Source organism: Arcicella gelida (assembly GCF_034931025.1).
Classification (GTDB): Bacteria; Bacteroidota; Bacteroidia; order Cytophagales; family Spirosomataceae; genus Arcicella; species Arcicella gelida.
In genome coordinates this window covers 42117-64805 of record NZ_JAYGIL010000013.1, presented here as the reverse complement: position 1 = coordinate 64805, position 22689 = coordinate 42117, and the positions used below count along the sequence as shown (strand labels likewise).

25 protein-coding genes are annotated in these 22689 nt (G+C 34.3%); 16 read left to right on the top strand and 9 right to left on the bottom strand.

The features are described 5' to 3' along the window. Window positions 1–64: 64 nt before the first annotated feature. The 4 genes from VB776_RS12205 to VB776_RS12190 all read left to right on the top strand — a co-directional run bounded on the left by VB776_RS12205 (window position 65) and on the right by VB776_RS12190 (window position 2799). Entirely contained in the window at window positions 65–532 is a 468-nt protein-coding gene (locus VB776_RS12205; RefSeq protein ID WP_323329991.1) for a MarR family winged helix-turn-helix transcriptional regulator, read from the top strand. Between the two features lie 100 nt (window positions 533–632). Continuing rightward, a complete protein-coding gene (locus VB776_RS12200) occupies window positions 633–1106 on the top strand; it encodes a MarR family winged helix-turn-helix transcriptional regulator (protein ID WP_323329989.1) in 474 nt (157 codons plus the stop codon). Between the two features lie 32 nt (window positions 1107–1138). After that, window positions 1139–1738, top strand: coding sequence for a YceI family protein (locus VB776_RS12195; RefSeq protein WP_323329987.1), 600 nt, complete (start codon window positions 1139–1141; stop codon window positions 1736–1738). Window positions 1739–1908: 170 nt separating this feature from the next. Next, on the top strand, window positions 1909–2799 hold the full coding sequence (locus tag VB776_RS12190) for an SDR family oxidoreductase (protein ID WP_323329985.1): 891 nt from the start codon (window positions 1909–1911) through the stop codon (window positions 2797–2799). A gap of 84 nt (window positions 2800–2883) precedes the next feature. On the opposite strand, the gene VB776_RS12185 is transcribed toward VB776_RS12190, so the two are convergent. The 4 genes from VB776_RS12185 to VB776_RS12170 all read right to left on the bottom strand — a co-directional run bounded on the left by VB776_RS12185 (window position 2884) and on the right by VB776_RS12170 (window position 7726). Further along, complete coding sequence (locus VB776_RS12185; RefSeq protein ID WP_323329983.1) at window positions 2884–3789, bottom strand: sugar phosphate isomerase/epimerase family protein; 906 nt, start codon at window positions 3787–3789, stop codon at window positions 2884–2886. A 79-nt stretch (window positions 3790–3868) separates the two neighbouring features. Beyond that, window positions 3869–5293: a CCA tRNA nucleotidyltransferase gene (locus tag VB776_RS12180; protein WP_323329981.1), complete on the bottom strand. Its 1425-nt coding sequence runs from the start codon at window positions 5291–5293 to the stop codon at window positions 3869–3871. A 213-nt stretch (window positions 5294–5506) separates the two neighbouring features. After that, the gene (locus tag VB776_RS12175) at window positions 5507–6061 is read right to left on the bottom strand and encodes an L-threonylcarbamoyladenylate synthase (protein WP_323329979.1); all 555 of its coding nucleotides are present in this window, start codon (window positions 6059–6061) and stop codon (window positions 5507–5509) included. Window positions 6062–6142: 81 nt separating this feature from the next. After that, window positions 6143–7726 carry a hypothetical protein gene (locus VB776_RS12170; protein ID WP_323329978.1) on the bottom strand — a complete coding sequence of 528 codons (1584 nt, stop codon included), beginning with the start codon at window positions 7724–7726 and terminating at the stop codon, window positions 6143–6145. A gap of 153 nt (window positions 7727–7879) precedes the next feature. On the opposite strand from VB776_RS12170, the gene VB776_RS12165 reads away from it, so the two are divergent. From VB776_RS12165 to VB776_RS12140, 6 genes are all read left to right on the top strand, one after another. After that, window positions 7880–8029: a hypothetical protein gene (locus VB776_RS12165; protein WP_323329976.1), complete on the top strand. Its 150-nt coding sequence runs from the start codon at window positions 7880–7882 to the stop codon at window positions 8027–8029. An 89-nt stretch (window positions 8030–8118) separates the two neighbouring features. Further along, window positions 8119–10194 (top strand): arginine--tRNA ligase, encoded by a 2076-nt coding sequence (gene argS, locus VB776_RS12160; protein WP_323329974.1) that lies wholly within the window; start codon window positions 8119–8121, stop codon window positions 10192–10194. 61 nt (window positions 10195–10255) lie between these two features. Then, window positions 10256–10837, top strand: coding sequence for a glutathione peroxidase (locus VB776_RS12155; protein ID WP_323329972.1), 582 nt, complete (start codon window positions 10256–10258; stop codon window positions 10835–10837). A gap of 71 nt (window positions 10838–10908) precedes the next feature. Continuing rightward, window positions 10909–11892: a 1,4-dihydroxy-2-naphthoate polyprenyltransferase gene (locus tag VB776_RS12150; RefSeq protein WP_323329970.1), complete on the top strand. Its 984-nt coding sequence runs from the start codon at window positions 10909–10911 to the stop codon at window positions 11890–11892. Window positions 11893–12046: 154 nt separating this feature from the next. Beyond that, window positions 12047–13378, top strand: coding sequence for a tetratricopeptide repeat protein (locus tag VB776_RS12145; protein WP_323329968.1), 1332 nt, complete (start codon window positions 12047–12049; stop codon window positions 13376–13378). A 173-nt stretch (window positions 13379–13551) separates the two neighbouring features. Continuing rightward, complete coding sequence (locus VB776_RS12140; protein ID WP_323329966.1) at window positions 13552–15084, top strand: PAS domain S-box protein; 1533 nt, start codon at window positions 13552–13554, stop codon at window positions 15082–15084. 61 nt (window positions 15085–15145) lie between these two features. On the opposite strand, the gene VB776_RS12135 is transcribed toward VB776_RS12140, so the two are convergent. Continuing rightward, window positions 15146–16123 carry a GlxA family transcriptional regulator gene (locus VB776_RS12135; RefSeq protein ID WP_323329964.1) on the bottom strand — a complete coding sequence of 326 codons (978 nt, stop codon included), beginning with the start codon at window positions 16121–16123 and terminating at the stop codon, window positions 15146–15148. Between the two features lie 122 nt (window positions 16124–16245). On the opposite strand from VB776_RS12135, the gene VB776_RS12130 reads away from it, so the two are divergent. From VB776_RS12130 to VB776_RS12105, 6 genes are all read left to right on the top strand, one after another. After that, window positions 16246–16671, top strand: a complete 426-nt coding sequence (locus VB776_RS12130; RefSeq protein ID WP_323329962.1) for an SRPBCC domain-containing protein — start codon at window positions 16246–16248, stop codon at window positions 16669–16671. Window positions 16672–16686: 15 nt separating this feature from the next. After that, a complete protein-coding gene (locus VB776_RS12125) occupies window positions 16687–17526 on the top strand; it encodes a VOC family protein (protein WP_323329960.1) in 840 nt (279 codons plus the stop codon). Window positions 17527–17595: 69 nt separating this feature from the next. Then, window positions 17596–18036 carry a VOC family protein gene (locus VB776_RS12120; RefSeq protein WP_323329958.1) on the top strand — a complete coding sequence of 147 codons (441 nt, stop codon included), beginning with the start codon at window positions 17596–17598 and terminating at the stop codon, window positions 18034–18036. Continuing rightward, window positions 18023–18394, top strand: coding sequence for a DoxX family protein (locus VB776_RS12115; protein WP_323329956.1), 372 nt, complete (start codon window positions 18023–18025; stop codon window positions 18392–18394). The genes VB776_RS12120 and VB776_RS12115 overlap by 14 nt, the downstream gene beginning before the upstream one ends. Window positions 18395–18410: 16 nt before the next feature. Next, window positions 18411–18773, top strand: coding sequence for an iron chaperone (locus tag VB776_RS12110; RefSeq protein ID WP_323329355.1), 363 nt, complete (start codon window positions 18411–18413; stop codon window positions 18771–18773). Between the two features lie 26 nt (window positions 18774–18799). After that, window positions 18800–19216 carry a DUF1801 domain-containing protein gene (locus VB776_RS12105; RefSeq protein WP_323329353.1) on the top strand — a complete coding sequence of 139 codons (417 nt, stop codon included), beginning with the start codon at window positions 18800–18802 and terminating at the stop codon, window positions 19214–19216. Window positions 19217–19572: 356 nt separating this feature from the next. Here VB776_RS12105 and VB776_RS12100 read toward each other — a convergent pair whose 3' ends face one another. From VB776_RS12100 to VB776_RS12085, 4 genes are all read right to left on the bottom strand, one after another. Then, a complete protein-coding gene (locus tag VB776_RS12100) occupies window positions 19573–20052 on the bottom strand; it encodes a DUF4199 domain-containing protein (RefSeq protein WP_323329351.1) in 480 nt (159 codons plus the stop codon). Window positions 20053–20110: 58 nt separating this feature from the next. Next, complete coding sequence (locus VB776_RS12095) at window positions 20111–20590, bottom strand: NUDIX hydrolase (protein ID WP_323329349.1); 480 nt, start codon at window positions 20588–20590, stop codon at window positions 20111–20113. Window positions 20591–20613: 23 nt separating this feature from the next. Further along, entirely contained in the window at window positions 20614–21489 is an 876-nt protein-coding gene (locus VB776_RS12090) for a hypothetical protein (protein WP_323329347.1), read from the bottom strand. A 120-nt stretch (window positions 21490–21609) separates the two neighbouring features. After that, window positions 21610–22614, bottom strand: coding sequence for an aminodeoxychorismate synthase component I (locus VB776_RS12085; protein WP_323329345.1), 1005 nt, complete (start codon window positions 22612–22614; stop codon window positions 21610–21612). Between the last annotated feature and the right edge of the window lie 75 nt (window positions 22615–22689).

The following is a 22689-nucleotide window of genomic DNA, read 5'->3' as shown; positions in this document are numbered from 1 at the left end:
AATATCTCATTAGCTTACGTTTTTTAAATTAGTATAAAGTTTAACCTAAGTAAACGATTAGATTATGTCCATTGAAAAAGACATTAAGCAGAAGTCCTTTAAGAATGTTTATCAAAAAGTTGCGGTCAATTTGATGTACACTGATAGTTGGTTATTGAACCACTATACCCAACTTTTAAAGCCCTATAATCTCTCGGATAAACAATATTTCGTGTTAAAAATCCTTTGTGAAAGTCATCCTGATACAGTTTCGGTCAATTTCATTCTTGAAAGAATGTTAGATAAAATGTCTAATGCTTCTCGTTTGGTAGATAAATTAATCGAAAAAAAACTTGTTGTGAAAGTTCGTTCAAAGATAGATAAGCGTTCAATGAACGTTGCCATTACTCCTAAAGGGTTATTATTAGTAGATGAACTAAACAAAAAAGTAGCTTTATGGGAAGCAAATTACTCAAGATTGACGAAGGAAGAGATTAAAATACTTCATAATTTACTGAATAAGATGAGAGATTCTGTAAGTAAACGATTTTAAGTATTTGATAATCAGCGTGTTGTTTTTATTAACAAAAAATTAACAATTAAATGTATTGACATTAAATGTTTTTACATTAAATTTGTATCGTAATAAAATTATGAGCATCGAAAAAGACATAAAACAAGCAAGCTTTAAATCAGCCCATTCGAAAGCGATGGTCAATATTGTCTATACAAACAATTGGTTGGCTACTTTGCAAATGGAAGTTTTAAAACCTTATGATTTAACACTTCAGCAATACAACGTTCTTAGAATTTTAAGAGGGCATCATCCAGAGCCTATTACTGTAATAGGAATTATTGAAAGAATGTTGGATAAAATGTCTAATGCTTCAAGATTAGTGGATAAGCTTTTGTTAAAAGAAATGGTGCTAAGACGTGAATGCCCGAACGACCGCCGTGCTGTTGATATTTTGATTACTCAAAAAGGTTTAGACTTATTAGCTGAACTTGATGTATTACAAAAACAATGGGAGCAACAACTTTATGGTTTAACAGAAAGTGAAGCTTTACAATTAAGCGATTTGTTGGATAAATTAAGACAATCGCCACCCGAATCAGAACAACAATAATTTTAATAAATAATAATAAATAAAATCAAGTAATGAAATCTATCAAATCTATTCTTAGCGTTTTAGCAGCAGCTTTGTTTGTAAACGTAGCAGTTGCAGGTACTCCAAACACAGGAAAAAAAGCAACAACTTTAGCAGTTGATACTAAAGGAAGTAAAATTCACTGGTTAGCTAAAAAAGTAACAGGTCAGCATGAAGGTACAATTGCTATTTCTTCAGGTTCATTAGTAACTTCAGGAAACAAAGTAACTGGTGGTAGCTTTATAATTGACATGAAATCAATCGTTTGTACTGACATCACTGATGCAGAATACAACAAAAAATTCATCGGTCACATCACAACTGGTGATTTCTTCGAAGTAGAAAAATTCCCAACTTCTACTTTCAAAATCACTAAAGTAGCTGGTGCAAACATCACAGGAGATTTAACTTTACACGGCATCACAAAATCAATCACTTTCCCTGCAAAAATTACTGTTGCTGGTGGAAAAACTACTGCAACGGCTTCTATTCCAGTTGACAGAACAGATTTCAACGTGAAGTACGGTTCTAAGAAATTCTTCGAATCAATCGGTGACAAAGCTATTGATGACGTTTTCAATTTAGATGTAACTTTAGTTGCTGGAAAATAATTTTCCTAAACCTTCATTCTAGGTTTTAAAATCCTTGTAAAGTATTCTTTCTGATGCTTTATGAGGATTTTTCTTTGTTCAATAAAATCGACAAAGGTATGCTTGCATAATAATTTTATTTAATTCATATTGCATTATATTTTATCTTGAAATTGTATAAATTTTAGATTATGAATTTTAATGAACCAATGCTAAGGGATGGAGCCTTGCGAGGAAAAACAATTATTGTGACAGGTGGAGGAACCGGTTTGGGGCGTTCGATGTCAAAATATTTTTTAGAGCTAGGAGCTAATGTTGTGATTGCTTCAAGAAAAAAGGCAGTTTTGGACGAAACTGCTGCGGAACTCATGGACGAAACAGGAGGGAAAGTATTGGCAATCGCCTGCGATGCACGGAATTATGAAGAAGTAGAAAATGTGCTAAAAGCTTCTGTCGAGCATTTTGGGGCAGTTCATGGCTTGGTAAATAATGCCGCTGGCAATTTTATTAGCCCAACAGAGAAACTATCACACAAAGCTTTTGATATTGTTGTTGATATTGTGCTGAAAGGCTCTTATAATTTTAGTTTAGCCCTTGGGAAATATTGGATTGAGCAAAAAATAAAGGGAACAGTAATGTCAATCGTGACTACTTATGCTTGGACAGGTTCGGCTTATGTTGTGCCTTCAGCAACGGCAAAAGCAGGGGTTTTGGCTCTGACACGCTCTTTGGCAGTAGAGTGGGGAGCGAAGTACGGCATCCGTTTCAATGCCATCGCACCCGGTCCATTTCCAACACAAGGAGCTTGGGAGCGTCTTTTCCCAGCAGAAGCGATGGGAGAGGAGTTGGCGAATAAATTAGCACCAGAAAACAGAATTCCATTAAAGAGAGTAGGTGAACATCAAGAATTAGCGAATTTGGCAGCTTACCTAATGTCAGAATTTTCGTCATATATCAACGGTGAAGTAATTACAATTGACGGCGGAGAATGGCTAATGGGAGCAGGAGAATTTTCAGATTTAAACGAAGTTTCAGAAGAAAAATGGGTAGCCATTGCTCGGGCTGTTAGAGGAAAAAAATAATAAGGTTTATAAGCTTATGAGTTAAAAGTTTATGAGAAAACAAATACAGTTTTGCCTCATAAACTTTTAACTCATGAACTCTATTTAAAACTTTACTTTCTTAATCCACTCTAAATCATATTTCATAGATTCCAGTGGAGTATGTCCTTGATAAGATTCTTGTTCGATGATATACTCGGTTGTTCCTGCGGTTTTAGCTGCTTCTTTTAATACTTCGGCAACGTTCATAATTCCTTTGCCAAGCATTGAGCTTTCCCAAGGTTCTTTTTCGCCTTTTACTTCGTCTTTTACGTGCATCAATTCAAAACGACCGGGATATTGTTTCAATAATTCCATCGGGCGACCGCCTCCACCATACATATTACCAATATCTAATTGCTGACAAACCAATTTTGGGTCAGTGTATTGCATAATAATGTCATAAACTTTTACGCTCGTCAGACGAAGACTAAATTCAAAATCATGGTTATGATAACCAAATTTCACACCAGATTTCAAAGAAAGTTCACCAGCTTTGTTGAATACATCCATAAAGCGTTTACAATCTTCAAAGTTTCTACGAAGACTAATATCCAACCACGGACTGATTAAATATTTTTGTCCGAGAATGGCGGCATCTTCTACGGTTTGTTTCCAAGAATCTGTAAAATCTTGCTTCGTAGCATCCCAGTCTTCACCTTTCATTACCACGTGTCCGCTTCGCATGGCAAGCCCCAAATCATCAATGATTTTACGGAATTCTTTTGGTTCGTAGCCATAAAATTTGTGGTTGATATAATTGGCGTGTTCTACATTTTTATAGCCCATTTCGGCAACCGCTTTCAGCGTAGCCAAAGGGTCTTTCTTCATGTCGTCACGGACAGAATATAATTGTAGTCCAATATTTTTTTGAGAAGCTTTACTTGCCCAAAGAGCATCAGGAATCAGTAGTGCTGTTCCAGCCAAAGCAGAAGTTTGGAGAAATTTGCGTCGAGAATCGTTGTGGTTCATTGTTGATATTTTTTTTCAACAATATATAAACTTCGTGTAGAAAAGGTGTCTTTGCTTGTGATGAATTTGGGTTTGATGGCTATTTTTCAACCGCCACCAAACCCAACTTAGCTCCTTCTGCCAATACAAAAGGGATGCCTGATTCTAAAGTATTTTCGATTTGTCCTTCTAAAATGGCTTCACGAACAGCTACTTTTATCAAGCCTACTTCTTTGGATGGTTTAATTCCGAATAAATCCATGATGATTTCACCTGTCACCACTGGCTGAAATTGACGTAATTTATCGCTTTCTTCTACTTCTTTTAATTTCTGTTCAACGATGTCGAAATTGCGGAGGTATTTTTTTACTTTTTCGCCGTTTTTAGAAGTAATATCTGCCCGGCAAAGTATCATCAAGCCTTCTAAATCTTCGCCTGCTTCGTAGAGTAAACGTCTGAGTGCTGAATCTGTAATGGCTTCTTTCGAAAGGGCAATTGGACGTAAGTGTAAACGCACCAACTTTTTCACAAAACGCATTTTTTCGTTCAAAGGCAAACGCATTTCTGTAAAAATTCCTTTTACCCATTTTGCTCCCATTTCCTCATGTCCGTGGAAAGTCCAACCTCGTTTTTTATCAAAACGTTTGGTAGCAGGTTTGGCGATGTCGTGAAGAATGGCAGCCCAACGAATCCATAAATCATCGGTTTTAGTAGAAGCGTTGTCTAATACTTGTAGCGTATGGTAAAAATTATCTTTGTGTCCTTTGCCTTCTTCGGTTTCTACGCCTTTGAGTTTGACGAATTCTGGAAAAATTTTTTCTAATAAACCACAAGAATCCAGCAACAGGAAGCCATAAGAGGGCTTTTTTGCCAAAATGATTTTATTCAATTCGTCGGTAATTCGTTCTTTCGAAATAATATCAATACGTTCCTTTTCTTTGATGAGGGCATCAAAAGTATCAGGATGAATATCAAAATTGAGCTGTGTGGCAAAACGAATCGCTCGCATCATTCTGAGCGGGTCGTCCGAAAAAGTAATACTTGGTTCTAAAGGAGTTTTGATAATTTTTCTACGAATGTCAGCCAAGCCATCGAAAGGGTCGATGAGTTCACCAAAATTATTGTCGTTCAAAGAAATCGCCATTGCATTTATGGTGAAATCTCTACGATTTTGGTCATCTTCCAAAGTGCCGTCTTCTACAATGGGTTTACGTGAATCACGTTGGTAAGATTCTCTTCTTGCACCTACAAATTCTACTTCCCAATCATCTAATTTTATCATTGCCGTTCCGAAATTCTTGAAAACAGAAAGATAAGTATCTTCTCTGCCAGAGTTTTTGGCAACTAATTCAGCTAATTCAATGCCCGAACCTACACAAACGATGTCAATATCTTTGGAAGGGCGATTCAAAATAAGGTCACGCACAAATCCACCTACTACATAAGCAGGTACATTTAAGGTTTTTGCGGCATCTGCCACAATTTTAAAAATTGGATTTGTATGTAAAGTTTCTGCGAAATTCATATTGATAAGTAATTGAGCGATTTAATGAATGTGTGATTTTTGATTTTACAACATTTAAATTTAAACCGCTTACAAATTACCTTTTGTATTATATTAAGTGCTTTAGGCTATAGGCTTTAAGCTGTATGTAACGAGCATAAAACAATTTATCATTTTTTTTAAACAAATATTTTTGCCTAAAGCTTATAGCCTACTGCATCATCATTAAGTAATTTATTTTCTGATGAATTTAAAATCTCCGCCCAATCCTAATTTCACAATTTGTGAAGGCTGAATATTTTTATTTTCGCCTTTGGGATTTTTTAAAATGAAGTCAACATTTTCGATAATTTTTGGAGAAATATCTTCAAATTTTTGTGGAGAAGGTTCGCCCGAAAGGTTTGCCGAAGTAGAAACAATAGCACGTTCAAATTTGTAAACCAAACCTTTACAAAATTCATCCTTCACCAAACGAATCGCAATTGAACCGTCTTCGCCCAATAAGTTGGGTGCAAGATTTTTTCCTAGTGGATAAATCACCGTTAAGGGTTTTTCGGCAAATTCTACCAAATTCCAAGCAATTTCAGGTACTTCAGTTACGTATTCTGAAAGTTGTTCGATTTTAGAAATCAAGATGATAAAAGCCTTACTTTCAGGTCTTTGTTTAAGCTGGTAAAGTTTTTCAACGGCTTTTCCGTTGCGGGAATCACATCCTAAACCCCAAATAGTATCAGAAGGGTAAAGAAGTGTATCTCCTTTGCGTAAATGTTGAAGAGCGTCGTGGTACATGTTTAATTTTTTTTGCAAAGGTATGAAAAAAGCTTCGCTCTGCCTTCTTAACTAGAATGATTGTAATTTCTGTCTTTTCGCTTATTGACTTTTTGTCTCTTTTTGTGGAACGTAATGGAGCTTCCGAAGGTAAAATACTTCTCTTGGTAATTCATCTAAACGGCTATTGCCTTCTAATTTTCTTTTTCCCCAAACCAGAAAATGCTGATTGTACCAAGCAGCAACATTGGCATCTTCATCGGCTTTTTGTGTACTATCGCTTTTTATTTCAAAAGTTTCAATTTCTCCTAGTACTTCATTTTTCCTGATTTGTTGCATTTGTACTTTGCCTTTTTTGAAATAAGCCATCAAATAATGGTCTTGTAAACTAGAAATTTGTACTTGTTCTACCAATTCAGCACTTTCTAAATTATCCATCACCAAAGCGTTGTCCCATAAAAGATTTCCTTCTTTATCAAATTCACAAATGACAGCGTGCGTAAAACGATAATCGTCTTTGTTTTCATAATTCTTGAACCTTGTTCGAGTTACAGTATTGAAATTATTGTAGTTTTTGGGCAAAGTATAATAAATTTCAGCGACTAAAACTGCACCATTTTTAGTTTCTATTAAGTTGTGAACCAGTAATTTATAGCTAAAATTTGGGTCTTTCCCTTCTTTCTTTTTTTGTTCAATTTTTTCTTTTAGCCTTTCTTGTTTCTTGGGCGACATAAAACTGAAAAAGTTTTTCAAATCAGCGAATTTAATGATGTTAGTATTTTTTTCGAGTCCTTCTTCCAAACGAGTAAGGTACAAACCTTTTGAAAATTCATTACAGTTATTGGAAAAATTACCCACAAGTAGCGATTCTTTTTCATTCAAAGTCAACATTTTTCCACTGATGAAACTCAAACTGTTTCCTTCTTTATCTGGCACATGAATGGTTCGTAACGATTTGCCTTCATAAGAGTAAGTTTGAATCAACAAACCACATTTTCCTTTTCTTCGCTCTTTGACGATAACGTTCAATTCATTTCTTTTTTCATCAATTTCCAACGCATTAATTTCCAGTCGGTCATCGTACAAACCGTGGAGTACTTTCGCTTTTTGATTGAAAAATGAAAAAGAGGCAACGATGGGTTTATCGAAATAAACTCCACCCAAAAAAGCAGTATTGCTTAGTACTTTAAAGAAAGAAAAATCAATAATACTTGGCAATTCGCCTTTAAATTCATCAATTTCTCCTCTGGTTAAATCAATTCTAACAATATTGATTTTGGGAGTTTCTGGAATACTAAAAAGCCAAAACAAGTAATCTTTGTTCTGGAAACTCATTTGAAGCTCATATTCATAAGCCATTGAAAAATTGGTAGTCCATGATAAATGAAAGTCGGTATTGTACTTTTGGAATGTCCATTGCATTCCATCACGATTGTACATGCCATTTTTTTCGAGCGTCAACAGCAAGCCATCATTTTCTAATGGCAAAACCGTCATTGTTTCTTCCGTTTTATTATTCTTAGGAATTTCAATAGAAGCAACTTGATTAAGTTGTGCAAAAATGTTTTGGGAAAGTAACAAAAAGGATAGAAATCCTGTGAAAGCAATTTTTTGATGTATTGAAGTAAAACGATGAATTGTTCTTAACCTCAACAACAACGAAAGTTTAGTTAGTAAATACTTCATAGCTTGAATACATTTAGAATAACAAGTTACAAAATCCGATGTTTACTCAAGATAAAATTGGCTAACTTTGTAGAAAATTATATGAATAGAATTTGATTTTATTTATTCCACTTCAAAAAAGGAAAGAGATGAAAGGAATTAATTATTTGACGAATGAAAAAAGGTTTAAAAACAGCGGTGGTTATTGACCTTAAAATACATAGGGAAGAAGTAGAAGATTTTTTAGATGCCTTAGACGCAAAATCTCGTAAAAATGAAACAACAGATGATGCTTCATTGGTTTTTGAACGAATTTTAAAATAGAAAAGAAGTTTATAAAAAATAGAAACACTTATCTAATCCATCAAATTTTATGATTTGAGGACAGATAGTCAGTATAAAAAAAAAATTTAATGAATTTAGAAAAAATATTACAAGAACACATCGCAGCAGCTTTGAAAGCTGAATTTGACGTAGAAGAATCTAATATTGCCCTTCAACCTACTCGTAAAGATTTTGAAGGTTCTTTCACTTTTGTGGTTTTTCCTTATGTAAAGGCTTTACGTAAATCGCCAGTTGAGTTGGGAAATGCTATCGGAAATTACTTGGTGGCTAATTCTGGCGTGGTCAAAGCTTTTAATGTTGTGCAAGGATTTTTAAATATTTCTATTGCTGATGCTGCTTGGCTTGATATGTTCAGTGGAATTTTTAAAGATAAAAAGTTTGGACAATTAGCTGATAAAAAGGAAACTGTAATGGTGGAGTATTCTTCGCCAAATACTAACAAACCTTTGCACTTAGGACATTTACGTAATAATTTCTTAGGCTTTTCAGTCGCTCAGATTTTAGCGGCAAATGGTTACGAAGTAGTAAAAGCCAATTTAGTAAACGACCGAGGAATCCATATTTGTAAGTCGATGTTGGCTTATCAAAAATTTGGCAATGGAGAAACGCCTGAATCTTCAGGATTGAAAGGCGATAAATTAGTTGGAAATTACTACGTTAAATTTGATAAAGAATTAAAAGAGGAAATAAACAAACATTTTCTCAAGATTTTGGATCACAATGATTTGACTGGTTTTAGTGAAACAGAAAAATTTGAGATTAAAACATATTTGGATAAAATTCAAAATATAGAAACAGTAAAATTAAATTCTGCCATAAATCAATTAGATTATGACTCAATTTCTGAATTTGGTACTGCTATCGAGATTAAAGTTGAATCAGCAATAGATGGTAATATTAAATTCAAATCAATAACTAAAAATTTACAAGATTCGAATAGTAGTAAAACATTGCATTTACTCCTGAAGCCAGTCTTATTAATTGAAGAAGAAATAGATGAACTTGAAGATAAAATAAAAGAGATTATTAAAAATAATTCTAAAATTCTTCAAGAAGCCCAAGAAATGCTTTTGAAATGGGAAGAAGGCGACGCCGAAACGTTGGCACTTTGGAACAAAATGAATGATTGGGTTTTTGCAGGTTTCAATCAGACTTACCAAAAAATGGGCGTAAGTTTTGATAAAATCTATCGTGAATCAAATACTTATTTATTGGGTAAAAAGTCTGTTGAAGAAGGTTTGAAATCTGGTGTTTTCTTTCAAAAAGAAGATACTTCTGTTTGGATTGATTTAACTGACGAAGGATTAGACCAAAAATTGGTACTTCGTAAAGACGGTACTTCGGTATATATTACCCAAGATATTGGTACTGCAGATTTGAAATACAATGATTTCAAAATGTCGAAATCGGTGTATGTAGTTGGAAACGAGCAAGATTATCACTTTGAAGTATTGTTCAAAATTCTGAAAAAATTGGGTCGCCCTTACGCAGACGGTACTTATCATTTAAGTTACGGAATGGTTGATTTACCTTCTGGAAAAATGAAATCTCGTGAAGGAACAGTTGTTGATGCAGACGATTTAATGCAAGAAATGACTGACACCGCACGTGAACGTACTTTAGAATTGGGTAAAATTGATGGTTTCTCAAAAGAAGAAGCAGAAGAATTGTATCATACTTTGGCAATGGGTGCTTTGAAATACTTCTTACTAAAAGTTGACCCGAAGAAAAGAATGCTGTTCAATCCAGAAGAATCAATAGATTTCCAAGGAAACACTGGTCCGTTCATTCAATATACTCATGCTCGTATTTGTTCAATTTTAAGAAAAGCCCATGAACAAGGAATTATTGGCGTAGCAAGTAATTACAAAACCCTGCATGAATCTGAACAAGAAGTAATATATTTATTGAGCGAATACCCGAAAAAGTTAGCTGATGCTGGTAGAGAGCTTTCTCCGTCTTTAATTGCCCAATATGCTTACGACTTGGCGAAGGCTTATAATCGTTTTTATAACGAAGTAAGTATCTTTAATGAGACCGATTTGGATGCACAGCAATTTAGAATTGCATTTTCGAGTGTGGTTGGAGAAACAATTAAGAAGGCAATGGCGTTATTAGGAATAAATGTTCCAAGCAGAATGTAGCATTTGCCATTTCATGAAAAAGAAAATCATTTTATCTTTCATCTTAATCTTCACAATCATTATGTTATTCAACTTATTAAAAATTGGTTCTTTGTTGGGTGCTTTGGCTATCCCATTTACTCAGAATGACATCGCAAGCCGCCCAGAAACAATGGAAGCTCCAGCAAAACAAGGTCTTTATGATTTCAAAGTGAAATCTTTAGAAGGCAAAAATGTAGATTTGTCGATTTATAAAGGCAAGAAAGTAATTATATTGAACACTGCTTCTAAATGTGGATTTACACCACAATATGCAGATTGGGAAAAATTCTATCTAGCAAATAAAGACAAAGTAGTAGTATTAGGTTTTCCAGCCAACGAATTTGGTGGACAAGAACCAGGTTCTGATGAAGAAATCTCTACTTTTTGCAAGAAAAATTACGGCGTTTCTTTTCCAATGTTTTCTAAAGTAGTAGTGAAAGGTGATGGGAAATGTCCTTTGTACCAATGGTTAACTACTAAATCATTGAACGGTTGGAACGATAAAGAACCATCTTGGAACTTTTGTAAATATGTAATCAACGAAAAAGGAGAATTGACACATTTCTTTGCTTCAAAAGTAAAACCTGATAGTCCAGAGTTTTTAGAGGCTATTAAATTGTAATTTAATTTGATTGTGGATTTCGGATTGGATTGTTTCAACAATCTAATCCGAAATCATTATTTATAACCATTATGAAACACTGGATTTCTGCTGCCAGACCTCGTACCTTACCTCTTGCCCTTTCAAGTATTTTCATGGGAAGTTTCTTAGCTGCGGGTGCGCATGCTTTTTCTTGGACTACCTTCACTTTAGCTGTTCTTACAACCATTTTCTTGCAAGTACTTTCTAATTTCGCTAATGATTATGGCGATACTGTCAGCGGTGTTGATACTGTTGAAAGAACTGTTGCTACTCGTGCCGTTCAGACAGGAGCAATTACTCGTGAGCAAATGACTAGAGCGATGATTATCATGTCTGTTTTATCTTTTATTACAGGTTCTTTGTTGATTTATGAAGGACTGAAAGATACTTCTACGCAAGCGATACTTACTTTCTTTGGCTTAGGAATCCTTGCCATTATTGCTTCCATTACTTATACTGTTGGGAAAAGACCTTATGGTTACATGGGTTTGGGCGATATTTCTGTGTTGATTTTCTTTGGTTGGGTTGGTGTATTGGGTACTTATTATTTGTTTGCCCATGAATTTGATTGGCTCAATGTTTTGCCAGCAACTTCATGTGGTTTATTTGCGGTAGGAGTATTGAATATCAATAATATTCGTGATATCGAATCAGACACAAAAACGGGGAAAAACTCCATCCCTGTTCGTTTAGGGAAAGCTAAAGCCGTAATTTATCATTGGTTTTTGTTAGGTACTGGTTTTTTATGTACCGTAATTTATACAGTAATTGTTACAATGAAAGAAAGCTCAGAATTTAATATCAACTTAAGTTATAAAAATCCTGACCTTCATCTTAATGTAGGCACTGGCGACCAAAACTTCAATTTAATTTGGTTAAACTGGCTTTTCATCGTGACGCTTCCATTGCTGATTAGAATCTGTAAAGGAGTAGCTAGAGGAAAAACCCCTGCCCAAATAGACCCTTTCTTGAAAGTAATGGCGTTAACTACGCTCTTGTTTGTGATTACTTTTGGAATCGGACGATTGTTTTAAAATCTACACATTGCTTTGGTATGAATAATTGGCGATAAGTAACAAATTTGAAGGAATTGGCAATATGCTTTAAAAACATACCGTTAAATTTGTAATATTGCGTACTTAAATCACCCTTTTATTTAATATCAAATAGCATTTATCAATTTTACTTATGAAAAAGAGTTTACTATTTTCATCCCTAGTTTTTTTGCTTATCAGTCATGTTAGTTTCTCTCAAGGGCAGACTTTCCAAGAATTAATGGATTTGGGCGTTACTCAAAGTCGTCTTGGTAACCATGCGATGGCACAAAGCTATTTTTCACAAGCAATTGCTATTAAGCCAGATGATGCTGTTGCTTATTATGACCGTGGTGTAACCAAAGCCAATTTAAAAGATAACCGTGGTGCCATCAATGATTTCGATAAAGCCATTGAACTGAATCCTAAATATGCAGAAGCTTATAGCGGAAGAGGGCAAAGTAAAGCTAGACAAGATGACCACAAAGGAGCGCTCCAAGATTATAACAGAAGTATTGATTTGAATCCTGTTGATGCCAATGCTTATTTTATCCGTGGTATCAGTAAAGCTAAGTTAGAAAACTACAAAGGTGCGCTTTCTGATTTCAATAAAACCCTTGATTTAACACCAGATAATGCCCAAGGACTTTCATCTCGTGGAACGATTAAACAAAAATTAGAAGACTATAAAGGAAGCTTAGAAGATTTCAACAGAGCTATTGAAATTAGTCCGAAAAGAGCTAGTTCATATTCTGGAAGAGCTTACAGTAAAATGAAGATGAACGACTATAAAGGTGCTATTGCCGATTATAGTAAATCATTAGAATTAGTGCCAGAAGATGCTGAATCTTTGTATTACAGAGGTTTTAGTAAATGTCAATTAGAAGATTTTCAAGGTGCTTTAGCTGATTTCGACCAAGCGCTTACTCAAGATCCTGAAAGTGCAAGTGCTTACTATGGTCGTGGATTTGCAAAAAGTAGATTAGGTAATACAAAGAGTGCCATTGAAGATTATAACAAAGCAATCGCCATCGGAAGTACCGAAAATACTAAAATAGTTTATACAGGAGCGATTACTAAAGTGATTTTAGATGAACTTCGTAATAATGTGCAAGAACGTTTGAAAATGTCTGAAATCACAGCACAGCGTTCGGAAGTATATTATAACCGAGGTTTAGCGAAAGCAAAATCTGGAGATACCAAAGCTGCTATTGAAGATTATAACAAGGCAATTGCATTAAATCCTACTTATTCTGAGGCTTATTTTACTCGTGGCATGGTGAAATCTCAGATGGGCGACCAAAGAGGTGCGATTCAAGACTGTAATAATGCCATCACTTTGAACCCGAAATACTCAGAAGCTTATTATGTAAGAGGAATCATTCGCCATTCTTTGGGAGATACAGACGGTTGTAATGATTTAAGTAAAGCTGGTGAATTAGGTTTTACCGCAGCTTATGCCGCTATTCGTGATTATTGTAATTAGACTGAGGACTTTAGGATTTTGAGACTTTAGGACTTGAAGACGAAAGATACAAGAGGCAAGATGTAAGATTTAAAACTTGTCATTTAAAATTTAAAGATTCAAGATTTAGACTTTGGCAACAAGGTTTAAATCTTGAATCTTTTTTTTGAGGGCATTAAAATGATGCTTATTCGTTGAGTACACTTACCAATGGTAATAGAAGAGTATTGAATAAATTTATCTTCCACTTAATCGAAAAAAATAAAGAATTACAATTTAATTTGGAGTATTTAACCATTTGGATTAGTTTTAATAATGGTTTTGGTCTTGATTTTAATTATGTAGTTATGGATAGATATGAACAATCTTTGTATATAGCTGAGGCATTGAAAGTGATATTAGACAATTCTCCTGAAGGCATTGTTTTAATATCGCCTGAACATAAAGTATTGGCCTTTAATAAAGTAATTAAAAAAGTATTATTGAATTATTTGAATAAAGAAATTGTGATTGGGCATGACTATAGAGATTATGTGCTGGATGCTCACAAGGATTTGTATTTAACTAATTTTGAAAAGGCTTCTAAAGGAAAGAAAGTTGTTATTCAAAACGAAACTAAATCCCCTCAAGGTTCAATATGGGTAGAATTCACGATGAATCCTGCTTATAATGCTGAAGGTAGTTTTTTAGGTGTTACTTTAATAGCTAAAAATATTGATGAGAAGAAAAGAATGGAGTTGGAATTAGAAAACATGGTAGAGACTTTTCAGGCAATTATTGAAAACAATACCGAATCTATTTTACTCCTAAGTGTTGATTATAAAATTTTGCAATTCAATAAACCTGCTAGGGATAGGATTTTTACTAATACCAATAAAGAACTAAAGATTGGTGCTGATTTCAGAGACTTTATTTACGAAGAACAATCCGAAACATTTTTCACTTCTTTTGCCAATGCCATCAAAGGCAATAATTATGAAGTAGAGGTAACCATGATAGATGGGAATAATGAAAAATATTGGTTTTTGTCGAGAATGTTTCCTGTTTATAAACGTAATGGTGATTTACTTGGTATTTCGCTTTTTGCGCTGAATATTACGGATAAAAAGAAAGCTGAAGTTTCATTAAAAGAGAGTGAATCAAAATTTAGGAGTATTGTTGAAGCAGCCCCAACATCAATGCTTATCGTGGATGAAAACATGAATATTGTTTTGTCGAATCCTGAAGTTGAAACTGTATTTGGATATACTTTTGAAGAATTAAAGGATAAAAATATCAAAATGTTGATTCCAGATAGGTATCATGATAATCATGTACATTATCAAAAAAGCTATTTGAATAACCCCGTGCCTTATAAAATGGGTGCAAACAGATTTACACCAGCTATCAAAAAAGATGGGACAGAAATCATTGTTGAAGTTAGTTTAAATAGCTTTGAATTAGGCAATAAACGCCATGTGTTAACGATTATTCAGGATGTTACACAAAGAGTAAAACATGAAAAACAAATTCTTGACCAATTGAATCGTCTTAAAGCAATTGCTTGGCAACAGTCGCACGGAGTAAGAAAACCAGTGGCTAATATTTTAGGGATTTGCCATTTGTTAAAGACAGATTCAGACATAAGTAGTGAAGAAAAAGACCATTATATTGATTTACTGTTTCAAGCAACAGAAGAACTAGATGATGTAATTCGCAACATTGTTAACTATGCCAACGAACATTAATAAGGCTTCAAAGCAAAAGAAATAGTTAGAGAGACAATCACGATTTCTAACTATTTCAAGCTTAATCTGTCGCAATTTTATTATACTTATTTTTATATTCAACAGGGCTAAGTCCTGTTATTTTTTTGAAAGTAGTTCTAAAAGCCTTCGTGTCGGTATAACCAACATCAAACATTACTTCGTTAATATTTTTTCGGCTACTTTCAATGCTTCGTTTGGCGGCTTCAATTTTTACTCTTTGGATATATTCTAATACCGAATTATTAGTTGCTAACTTGAATCTACGTTCAAAACTCCTTCTGCCTAAAGCTACTTTTTCGGCAAGGTCTTCTACCGTAAATTTCTCTTCAATATTACTTTCAATATATACTTGGATTTTTCGGATGGCATCATCTTTATGTTCTTTTTGTCCTTTGAACATCGCAAACGACGATTGGCTGGTGCGGTCAATATCAATGGCAAAATACTTAGAAGTAAGAATCGCCGTTTCACGGTCAACATATTTTTCGATGAGATATAGTAATAAATTCCAACAAGAATTAGCACCACCACTTGAATAAATCCCATCTTCATCCGTTACAATCTTTCCATCTTGTAAAATTACTTCTGGAAACATTGTTCTAAATTCATCATTAAATCCCCAATGTGTTGAACACTTTTTACCATTCACCAAACCTGTTGATGCCAACAAAAATGCCCCAACACAAAGCGAAGCTACTTCCGAACCTTTCTGATGTTGGGTAATAATCCAATCAATGGTACTTCTGTTTGCCGAAATACCTTCTTGCATATTGCCAGCCATTGGTGGAATAATGATTAAATCGGTATCATCAACCTCATTGATAAGTAAGTCAGGAGAAACCACAAAAGGACCATCAATGATTTGCATTTGCTTTTGTTGTCCGACCAATTTAACATCAAACAGTTTTTCTCTACCCGAATTGATTAGGAACTGATTAACAGTTTCAAACATAAAACGTGATATAGCTACCACATGGATAGTTGAATGCTCAGGAATTAGAATTGCCACTTTTTTCATAGTACAAATATAGAAAAATACTTTGTCGTAAATTACCCTTCATTTGTCGTTTTTCCATCGTTAATTTAAAAAAAGCTTTTGCACATTTGTAACATCAATAATTCATTAAAAAACCTAACATTATGGAAAGTGTAACAAAGACCAAGATTACCGTAGAAGTTTTGATAAATGCCTCGCTCAAAAAAGTATGGGAGCAATTTAATGACCCAACGCACATTATTCACTGGTGTTTTGCTTCAGATGATTGGCATGCACCTGCGGCTGAAAATGATTTCAGAGAAGGTGGAAAAAGTAAAACCGTTATGGCGGCTAAAGATGGTAGCTTTTCTTTTGATTTTGAATGGATTTATACCAAGATAGAAGACTTGGCAATTGTAGAATATATTTTGGAAGATGGCAGAGAAGTAAGCGTACAATTTGAACAAACAGTCAATGAAGTAAAAGTAACAGAAACCTTTGACCCAGAGCAACAGAATTCTCTTGAACTACAAAGAGATGGTTGGCAAGCAATTCTTGAAAATTTCAAAAAGTACGTAGAGCAAAACTAATCCAATTTAATAATCATGCACACAAACGCTATTACTTCATGCTTATGGTTTGACGGGCAAGCCAAAGAAGCTGCAACATTTTATAGTACTGTTTTTAAAAGTAGCAAAATCACATCCGAAAACCCGATGGTAGTCACTTTTGAATTGAATGGAACAAAATTCATGGGACTAAATGGTGGGTCGATGTTCAAGATTAATCCGTCTATTTCATTTTTTGTTACTTGTGGAACGCTCGAAGAAGTGAATGAAATATGGGATAAGTTGATTGAAGGCGGAAAGTTTTTAATGCCTATAGATACTTATCCTTGGAGTAAAAGATACGGCTGGTTAGAAGATAAATTTGGTGTAACATGGCAAATCAGTATCGCCAACGACGGTGGAACTGAACAGAAAATCAGACCATCGATGTTATTCACGAGTAATCAGTTTGGTAAAGCAGAGGAGGCAATCAGACATTATACAAGCATTTTTGGTGATTCAACAACAGATTTACTGATTCTGTATCCAGATGGCGGCGACCATGCAGGTAAAGTAATGTATTCAGAATTTCAGTTGAGTCAACAAGCTTTAATTGCGATGGATGGCCCTGGTGTACATGAATATACTTTTAATGAAGGCGTTTCTTTGATGATTAGTTGTGAAACACAGGCAGAAATAGACCATTATTGGGAGAAACTCACAGAAGGTGGAGCCGAAAGCATGTGCGGTTGGCTGAAAGATAAATTTGGAGTATCATGGCAAGTTGTTCCTTCAATCATTGGTAAACTCATGAGTGATTCTGAAAAAGGAGGAAGGGCAATGCAAGCAATCATGAAAATGAGAAAACTAGATATTGAAACATTAACGAACGCATAACTTGGATTATATCAGTGTTTTAAATCGTAGTAACATTCGCTCATAATTCAAAACTCTTACTTATCTTAGATGTCAACTATTAGTGCATATTTGAATTTTAACGGAAATTGTCGTGAAGCTATGCACTTTTATCAGGAATGTTTAGGAGGAATACTTTCTATGCAAACACTTGCTGAACATCCTGATGCCGATAAAATGCCCAAGCAAATGAAAGCTTGCGTACTTCATGCTAGTTTAAGCAGAAAAGGCTTACTAATTATGGGAACCGATATGCTTGGCGACGAAGGTTTGATAAAAGGCAACACCATTTCATTATTATTGCATTGCGAAAGTGAAACAGAGATTGAAGATTGTTATCAGAAACTCTCAAAAGGAGGGAAACAAACACATCCAATTGCACTCAGTTTTTGGGGAGCTTTATTTGGCGATTTAACGGATAAGTTTGGCAATCAATGGCTATTACATTACCAAAAAAATAAACTTAAAACTAATAAACATGAAAACGACTAAAATTACTTTTTGGATTAGTACTTCATTAATTTTCTTATTTATGGGTGTAATGCCAGCCTTGACTGGCCACACGGAGATGGCAAAAGAAGGTACAAAACATTTGGGTTATCCTCAATATTTCGGAATGGCTTTGAACATCTTTAAAATAGCGGGGTCATTAGCGTTAGTAATACCACAAGTTCCTAAAACGCTTAAAGAATGGGCTTATGCTGGCTTTGTATTCGATATTATTTTTGCAACCATTAGCTTATGGGCAGTAGATGGATTTAACGCTATGCTTTTAATGCCAGTGCTAGTGATGACAATATTGCTTGTATCGTATTTTAGTTATCATAAATTACAAAGCTCACAATCTTAATTATTGATACTTAGCAATGAAAGTTGTAAATAATATTGATGAATACATTGCAGATTTTCCAGAAGAAACGCAAGTACTTTTAAGGCAAATCCGTGAGACGATAAGTAACGCTGTTCCTGAAGCTACAGAGAAAATAAGTTATGCGATGCCCACTTTTTATTTAAAAGGAAACTTGGTGCATTTTGCGGCGTATAAAAATCATATTGGTTTTTACCCAGCTCCATCAGGTCTTACAGCGTTTCCAGAAGAATTGGTTCATTATAAGTTTTCAAAAGGAGCGGTGCAATTTCCACTTGATAAGCCTTTACCTCTTGAATTTATTAAAAGAGTTGTTGCTTTCAGAGTAGAAGAAAATCTTAAAAAAGCAGTGAAGAAATGAATTCACAGGTAGAATTTTAAGCAAGTATGGCAAAGAAACCTAAACTTTCCGAGGAAGAGCAAGTACTAGCATATTTTGAAGTGCTTAATCATCCATTGAAGAATGTTGTTGAAGCATTAAGAAAAATTGTGCTTTCTGCCGATGAAGAAATTGCAGAACAAATCAAATGGAATTCACCAAGTTTCTATTATACTGGAACGATGAAACCCTTTGACCCCAAAGAATACAAAAGGGATATTGTTGTGTTTAATCTTCATAAAAATGACTGTGTATTATTGGTTTTCCCGACGGGAGCAACAATTAATGATACTTCAGGATTTTTGGAAGGGAAATTTACTGATGCCAGAAAGATTGCTAAATTTATGAATTTAGAAGAAGTAAATAACAAAGAAGTAGCGTTGAAGACGGTGATTAAAACTTGGTTGAACCAAGTAGATAAATAAAATTGATAGGCTAGGATGACAGAAATGGTAATAGAAATATTCAAAACGAATGTAAGCAACAAGCAAACATCGGAAGAAGTATTAAACTTACTCAAGGGCTTTTATCCTCATCTCAAAATAAATTTTGACCTTGAAGATTGCGACAATATTTTAAGAGTTCAAGGTCACAGCTTTTGTTCAAACCATATCGTTGAGATATTAAGTCAGATGGGGCTTTGTTGTGAATTGTTAGAATGAAAATAATCCCTAAATCCACTCAAATCTGAGTGAATTTAGTGATTGAATTATTGAAAACTAATTTTTTCAAGAGAAACCTAAAACGCAACTTTACTCCTAAACCATAAACTCATCAAATATCATTTCTTTCCTCTGGTAAAAATCGCTACAACAGCCGTTGTCATAATTCCCATCAATAATGCACCAATTAAACCTTCTTTGATATAATTCTCTAAACTAAAATATTGTTCAGCTTCGGCTTGTTTCATCAAACCAGCACTTACTGAATACTTAATGGCATTGGGGAAAAATTCAGGAGTGATGATTTCTGTAGTAATAATTTGCGTTAATGGACTCAAAATGGAAATGATTACACTGATAATTGTACCCGAAATAAAGCCTTGCAAATAAGTCATAGAGCCATGATAAAACTTGTTCTTTTTCTCTAACAAAGCAAAAACATATACCGTGATGGCAGGAATGGCAATGAAGTTTGTGTAAGTAGCATGTTTGTCGATATGAGTACTGTGTAAGCCAGCAAGCTTTTCGAGTAACATCCATACTAAAGACATAGCAACAAAAATGATTGCCCATTTGAATTCGAGGGATAGCTTTTTCATGAATTAATTGGTTAAATTGTTAAAATTCATCAAATAGAAAATTGTCTTTCCAACCGCTCTAAATCATTCCCTTTGTATTCAAAAGTTCCTCCAAAGTATTACAAAATCCAAAAGCCCTGTGTACTTCTTTGGCTGGTTTGGCTTTAATTTCCTCAAAACTCATCCACTTCACTTCTTGGATAATCTGTTGCTCCAATTCGGGGTCAAATCCTTTTTTTACTTTTCCTTTCTCAAGATTTACTCTAAAAAATAATTCAATCGCATGTAGCGGAGGTTCGTTAAACTCGCTCACAAACATGAAATGTTCGATAGAAATTTCTGTAAATGTTTCTTCTAAAAACTCTCTTTTAATGGCTTCCACTGTACTTTCGCCAAACTGCAAACCACCTCCAGGCGGACACCAAAAATCTGCATTTTCAACGACTCCTTTGTGTTTTATCATTAAAATTTTTTCATCCTGAACACAAATACCACATACTCTTACTCGTAGTTGTTCACCGTATTGAGCCATCACTTGCTCATGAACTTTATCTATCATTTTATACTTAGGTTTTGAAATAGCTAATCTTTAGCCATTTCTTTATCATGAAGAATCTTGATGTATTTGATACTTCCAGCGTTAAATATCTGAATAAAACTTTGTTCTTTCAAACCTTCTGATTGAATTATGCTAAAACGTTCTAAGGTTTGCTTGTTGACCATGAAAAATTGAGGAGGAGTATTCTCTATTTTCTGAAAGCCTAAGGTTTTATAACTTCTTCCGTCCGACCAATCTCTGTCTGCATACGACATCACATCGTCGGGCTGATGTTCGTTGGCAAAAGCCTTTAAAAGTTTGTCCATTCCACCAACTACATGATGATTTTTTAGCGTTGCAAAACGCAATAATTCATACGAACGAGTACCTGCACGTTCGCCATATTTCATTGCTCGTCCTGCACTAAAAGTAGCCACAGCAATCAGTAAAGGCTTATTTTTTTCTTGAATTAATGCCAAATCTATAAATTTTTCAAGATACTGAGCTTTTAAAAATAAGCCATATTTGAATTTAGATTTTACCGAAGCCTGCAAATGATTTTCATTTAGGAATACTTCGGCAGTCGGACTGTCAATTCTTTCTACAAAGCAATGTCTGGCATTTAATCGTTTAGAATATCCGCACATTGCCAAAATTCTGGCATTTACTAAAGCTGCATCGTGGGCATAAACATCTTCCCAAAGATGAATAATTCTTTGTTGTTGAGTCTGAATTTTTTCAGAAAAATCTTTGAAGAAATCAAGAGGAAGAGTAATGTTTTGAAAAATTTTAAGTGAAATAAAATGCAGAAAAATTTGTTGTTGGGGTAAATAAATGAGTTCAAAAGGAGAATCACAAGTCTTTATTTCAAAACTAATTTGATGCTTTTCTAATAAAGTATAAATGTTAGATTGCCACACAAGCTTAAGAATTATGAGTTTTGAGTAATGAATTATGAGTGGTTTTTCGCTTCGATTTAAACTATTGACATTACTCTAATTTCCACTATAAAGTCATGTGTTTTACAGATACGACTCGATTTATTTTGAAGTAAGATATACTTTATCAATCATTTCTTGGTACTCAGAATGTTCGTCAGAAAAAACGGTAATTCCACCACCACTTTTAAAGATAAGTGAATTATTTTTCGTTTTTTCAATAAAACGAATCATGACAGAACTGTCTAAGTTTTCTCCATCAAAAATACCAAAAACGCCTGTATAATAACCTCGCTCGTAGTTTTCAGCTTCTTCAATAATTGCCAAAGTTTGTGGTTTGGGTGCTCCGCAAATTGAACCTGCGGGTAATAATTTAAACAATAATGAACCGATTTCTTGATGAAAATTTTCGGGTAATTTTCCGCAAATTTCTGAACTTACTTGTAATAAATCACCTTCTGAAGTTTGTACTTTACTAATATATCTAAAACGTTCAACCCACACTTTTTCTGCCACCATACTGATGTCATTTCTGATTAAATCAACGATTGTAGCGTGTTCGGCAAGTTCTTTTTTATTGTTCAAAATCTCCGTTTCGGCATTTGGTACATTTGCCGAAATTGTCCCTTTCATAGGATGTGAAGAAATGATTCCATCTTTGATTTTAACAAAAATTTCAGGTGAGAAAAGAACAAATTGATTTTTGAAATACAATTGATACTGAGCCGAACTCCGTTCAAAAATTTCTTTTAAACTCAAATTTACTTTGATAGGAGTAGGCTTGGTGAGGTTTACCAAAAAACTATTCCCACGCATTAAATGACGTTTTACAATGTCGAACGACTGTTGGTATTCCTGAAAACTAATCGGATATTTTTCTAAATAGAAAGGTTTTTCAAGTAATTCTTTTTCGAAATTGAAGTTACTTTTGTTCCCAACTTTGTATAAAATATCTTCTTTTTCAACTTCCTCAAGTGGCAAAACAATCGGCTTTTTCATCTCATAATCAATGATAAAAAGGAAAGGCTTGCGGTCACGACCCAACAAATTCATTTGTTCGATTGCGATTTCAGCTTGATTAGAAAGTATTTGGGATTTGAAAGACAATTGAGTTTGAAGAAAAAAACTAAGGATTAATGTATGTTAGAATTTCTTTTTGTGAAAGATTCCTATTAGTGGGAG

Excerpts from the sequence above, each read along its gene's own strand:
- VB776_RS12205 (WP_323329991.1), top strand. The coding sequence starts at position 65 with ATGTCCATTGAAAAAGACATTAAGCAGAAGTCCTTTAAGAATGTTTAT.
- VB776_RS12200 (WP_323329989.1), top strand. The coding sequence starts at position 633 with ATGAGCATCGAAAAAGACATAAAACAAGCAAGCTTTAAATCAGCCCAT.
- VB776_RS12195 (WP_323329987.1), top strand. The coding sequence starts at position 1,139 with ATGAAATCTATCAAATCTATTCTTAGCGTTTTAGCAGCAGCTTTGTTT.
- VB776_RS12190 (WP_323329985.1), top strand. The coding sequence starts at position 1,909 with ATGAATTTTAATGAACCAATGCTAAGGGATGGAGCCTTGCGAGGAAAA.
- VB776_RS12185 (WP_323329983.1), bottom strand. The coding sequence starts at position 3,789 with ATGAACCACAACGATTCTCGACGCAAATTTCTCCAAACTTCTGCTTTG.
- VB776_RS12180 (WP_323329981.1), bottom strand. The coding sequence starts at position 5,293 with ATGAATTTCGCAGAAACTTTACATACAAATCCAATTTTTAAAATTGTG.
- VB776_RS12175 (WP_323329979.1), bottom strand. The coding sequence starts at position 6,061 with ATGTACCACGACGCTCTTCAACATTTACGCAAAGGAGATACACTTCTT.
- VB776_RS12170 (WP_323329978.1), bottom strand. The coding sequence starts at position 7,726 with ATGAAGTATTTACTAACTAAACTTTCGTTGTTGTTGAGGTTAAGAACA.
- VB776_RS12165 (WP_323329976.1), top strand. The coding sequence starts at position 7,880 with ATGAAAAAAGGTTTAAAAACAGCGGTGGTTATTGACCTTAAAATACAT.
- argS (WP_323329974.1), top strand. The coding sequence starts at position 8,119 with ATGAATTTAGAAAAAATATTACAAGAACACATCGCAGCAGCTTTGAAA.
- VB776_RS12155 (WP_323329972.1), top strand. The coding sequence starts at position 10,256 with ATGTTATTCAACTTATTAAAAATTGGTTCTTTGTTGGGTGCTTTGGCT.
- VB776_RS12150 (WP_323329970.1), top strand. The coding sequence starts at position 10,909 with ATGAAACACTGGATTTCTGCTGCCAGACCTCGTACCTTACCTCTTGCC.
- VB776_RS12145 (WP_323329968.1), top strand. The coding sequence starts at position 12,047 with ATGAAAAAGAGTTTACTATTTTCATCCCTAGTTTTTTTGCTTATCAGT.
- VB776_RS12135 (WP_323329964.1), bottom strand. The coding sequence starts at position 16,123 with ATGAAAAAAGTGGCAATTCTAATTCCTGAGCATTCAACTATCCATGTG.
- VB776_RS12130 (WP_323329962.1), top strand. The coding sequence starts at position 16,246 with ATGGAAAGTGTAACAAAGACCAAGATTACCGTAGAAGTTTTGATAAAT.
- VB776_RS12125 (WP_323329960.1), top strand. The coding sequence starts at position 16,687 with ATGCACACAAACGCTATTACTTCATGCTTATGGTTTGACGGGCAAGCC.
- VB776_RS12120 (WP_323329958.1), top strand. The coding sequence starts at position 17,596 with ATGTCAACTATTAGTGCATATTTGAATTTTAACGGAAATTGTCGTGAA.
- VB776_RS12115 (WP_323329956.1), top strand. The coding sequence starts at position 18,023 with ATGAAAACGACTAAAATTACTTTTTGGATTAGTACTTCATTAATTTTC.
- VB776_RS12110 (WP_323329355.1), top strand. The coding sequence starts at position 18,411 with ATGAAAGTTGTAAATAATATTGATGAATACATTGCAGATTTTCCAGAA.
- VB776_RS12105 (WP_323329353.1), top strand. The coding sequence starts at position 18,800 with ATGGCAAAGAAACCTAAACTTTCCGAGGAAGAGCAAGTACTAGCATAT.
- VB776_RS12100 (WP_323329351.1), bottom strand. The coding sequence starts at position 20,052 with ATGAAAAAGCTATCCCTCGAATTCAAATGGGCAATCATTTTTGTTGCT.
- VB776_RS12095 (WP_323329349.1), bottom strand. The coding sequence starts at position 20,590 with ATGATAGATAAAGTTCATGAGCAAGTGATGGCTCAATACGGTGAACAA.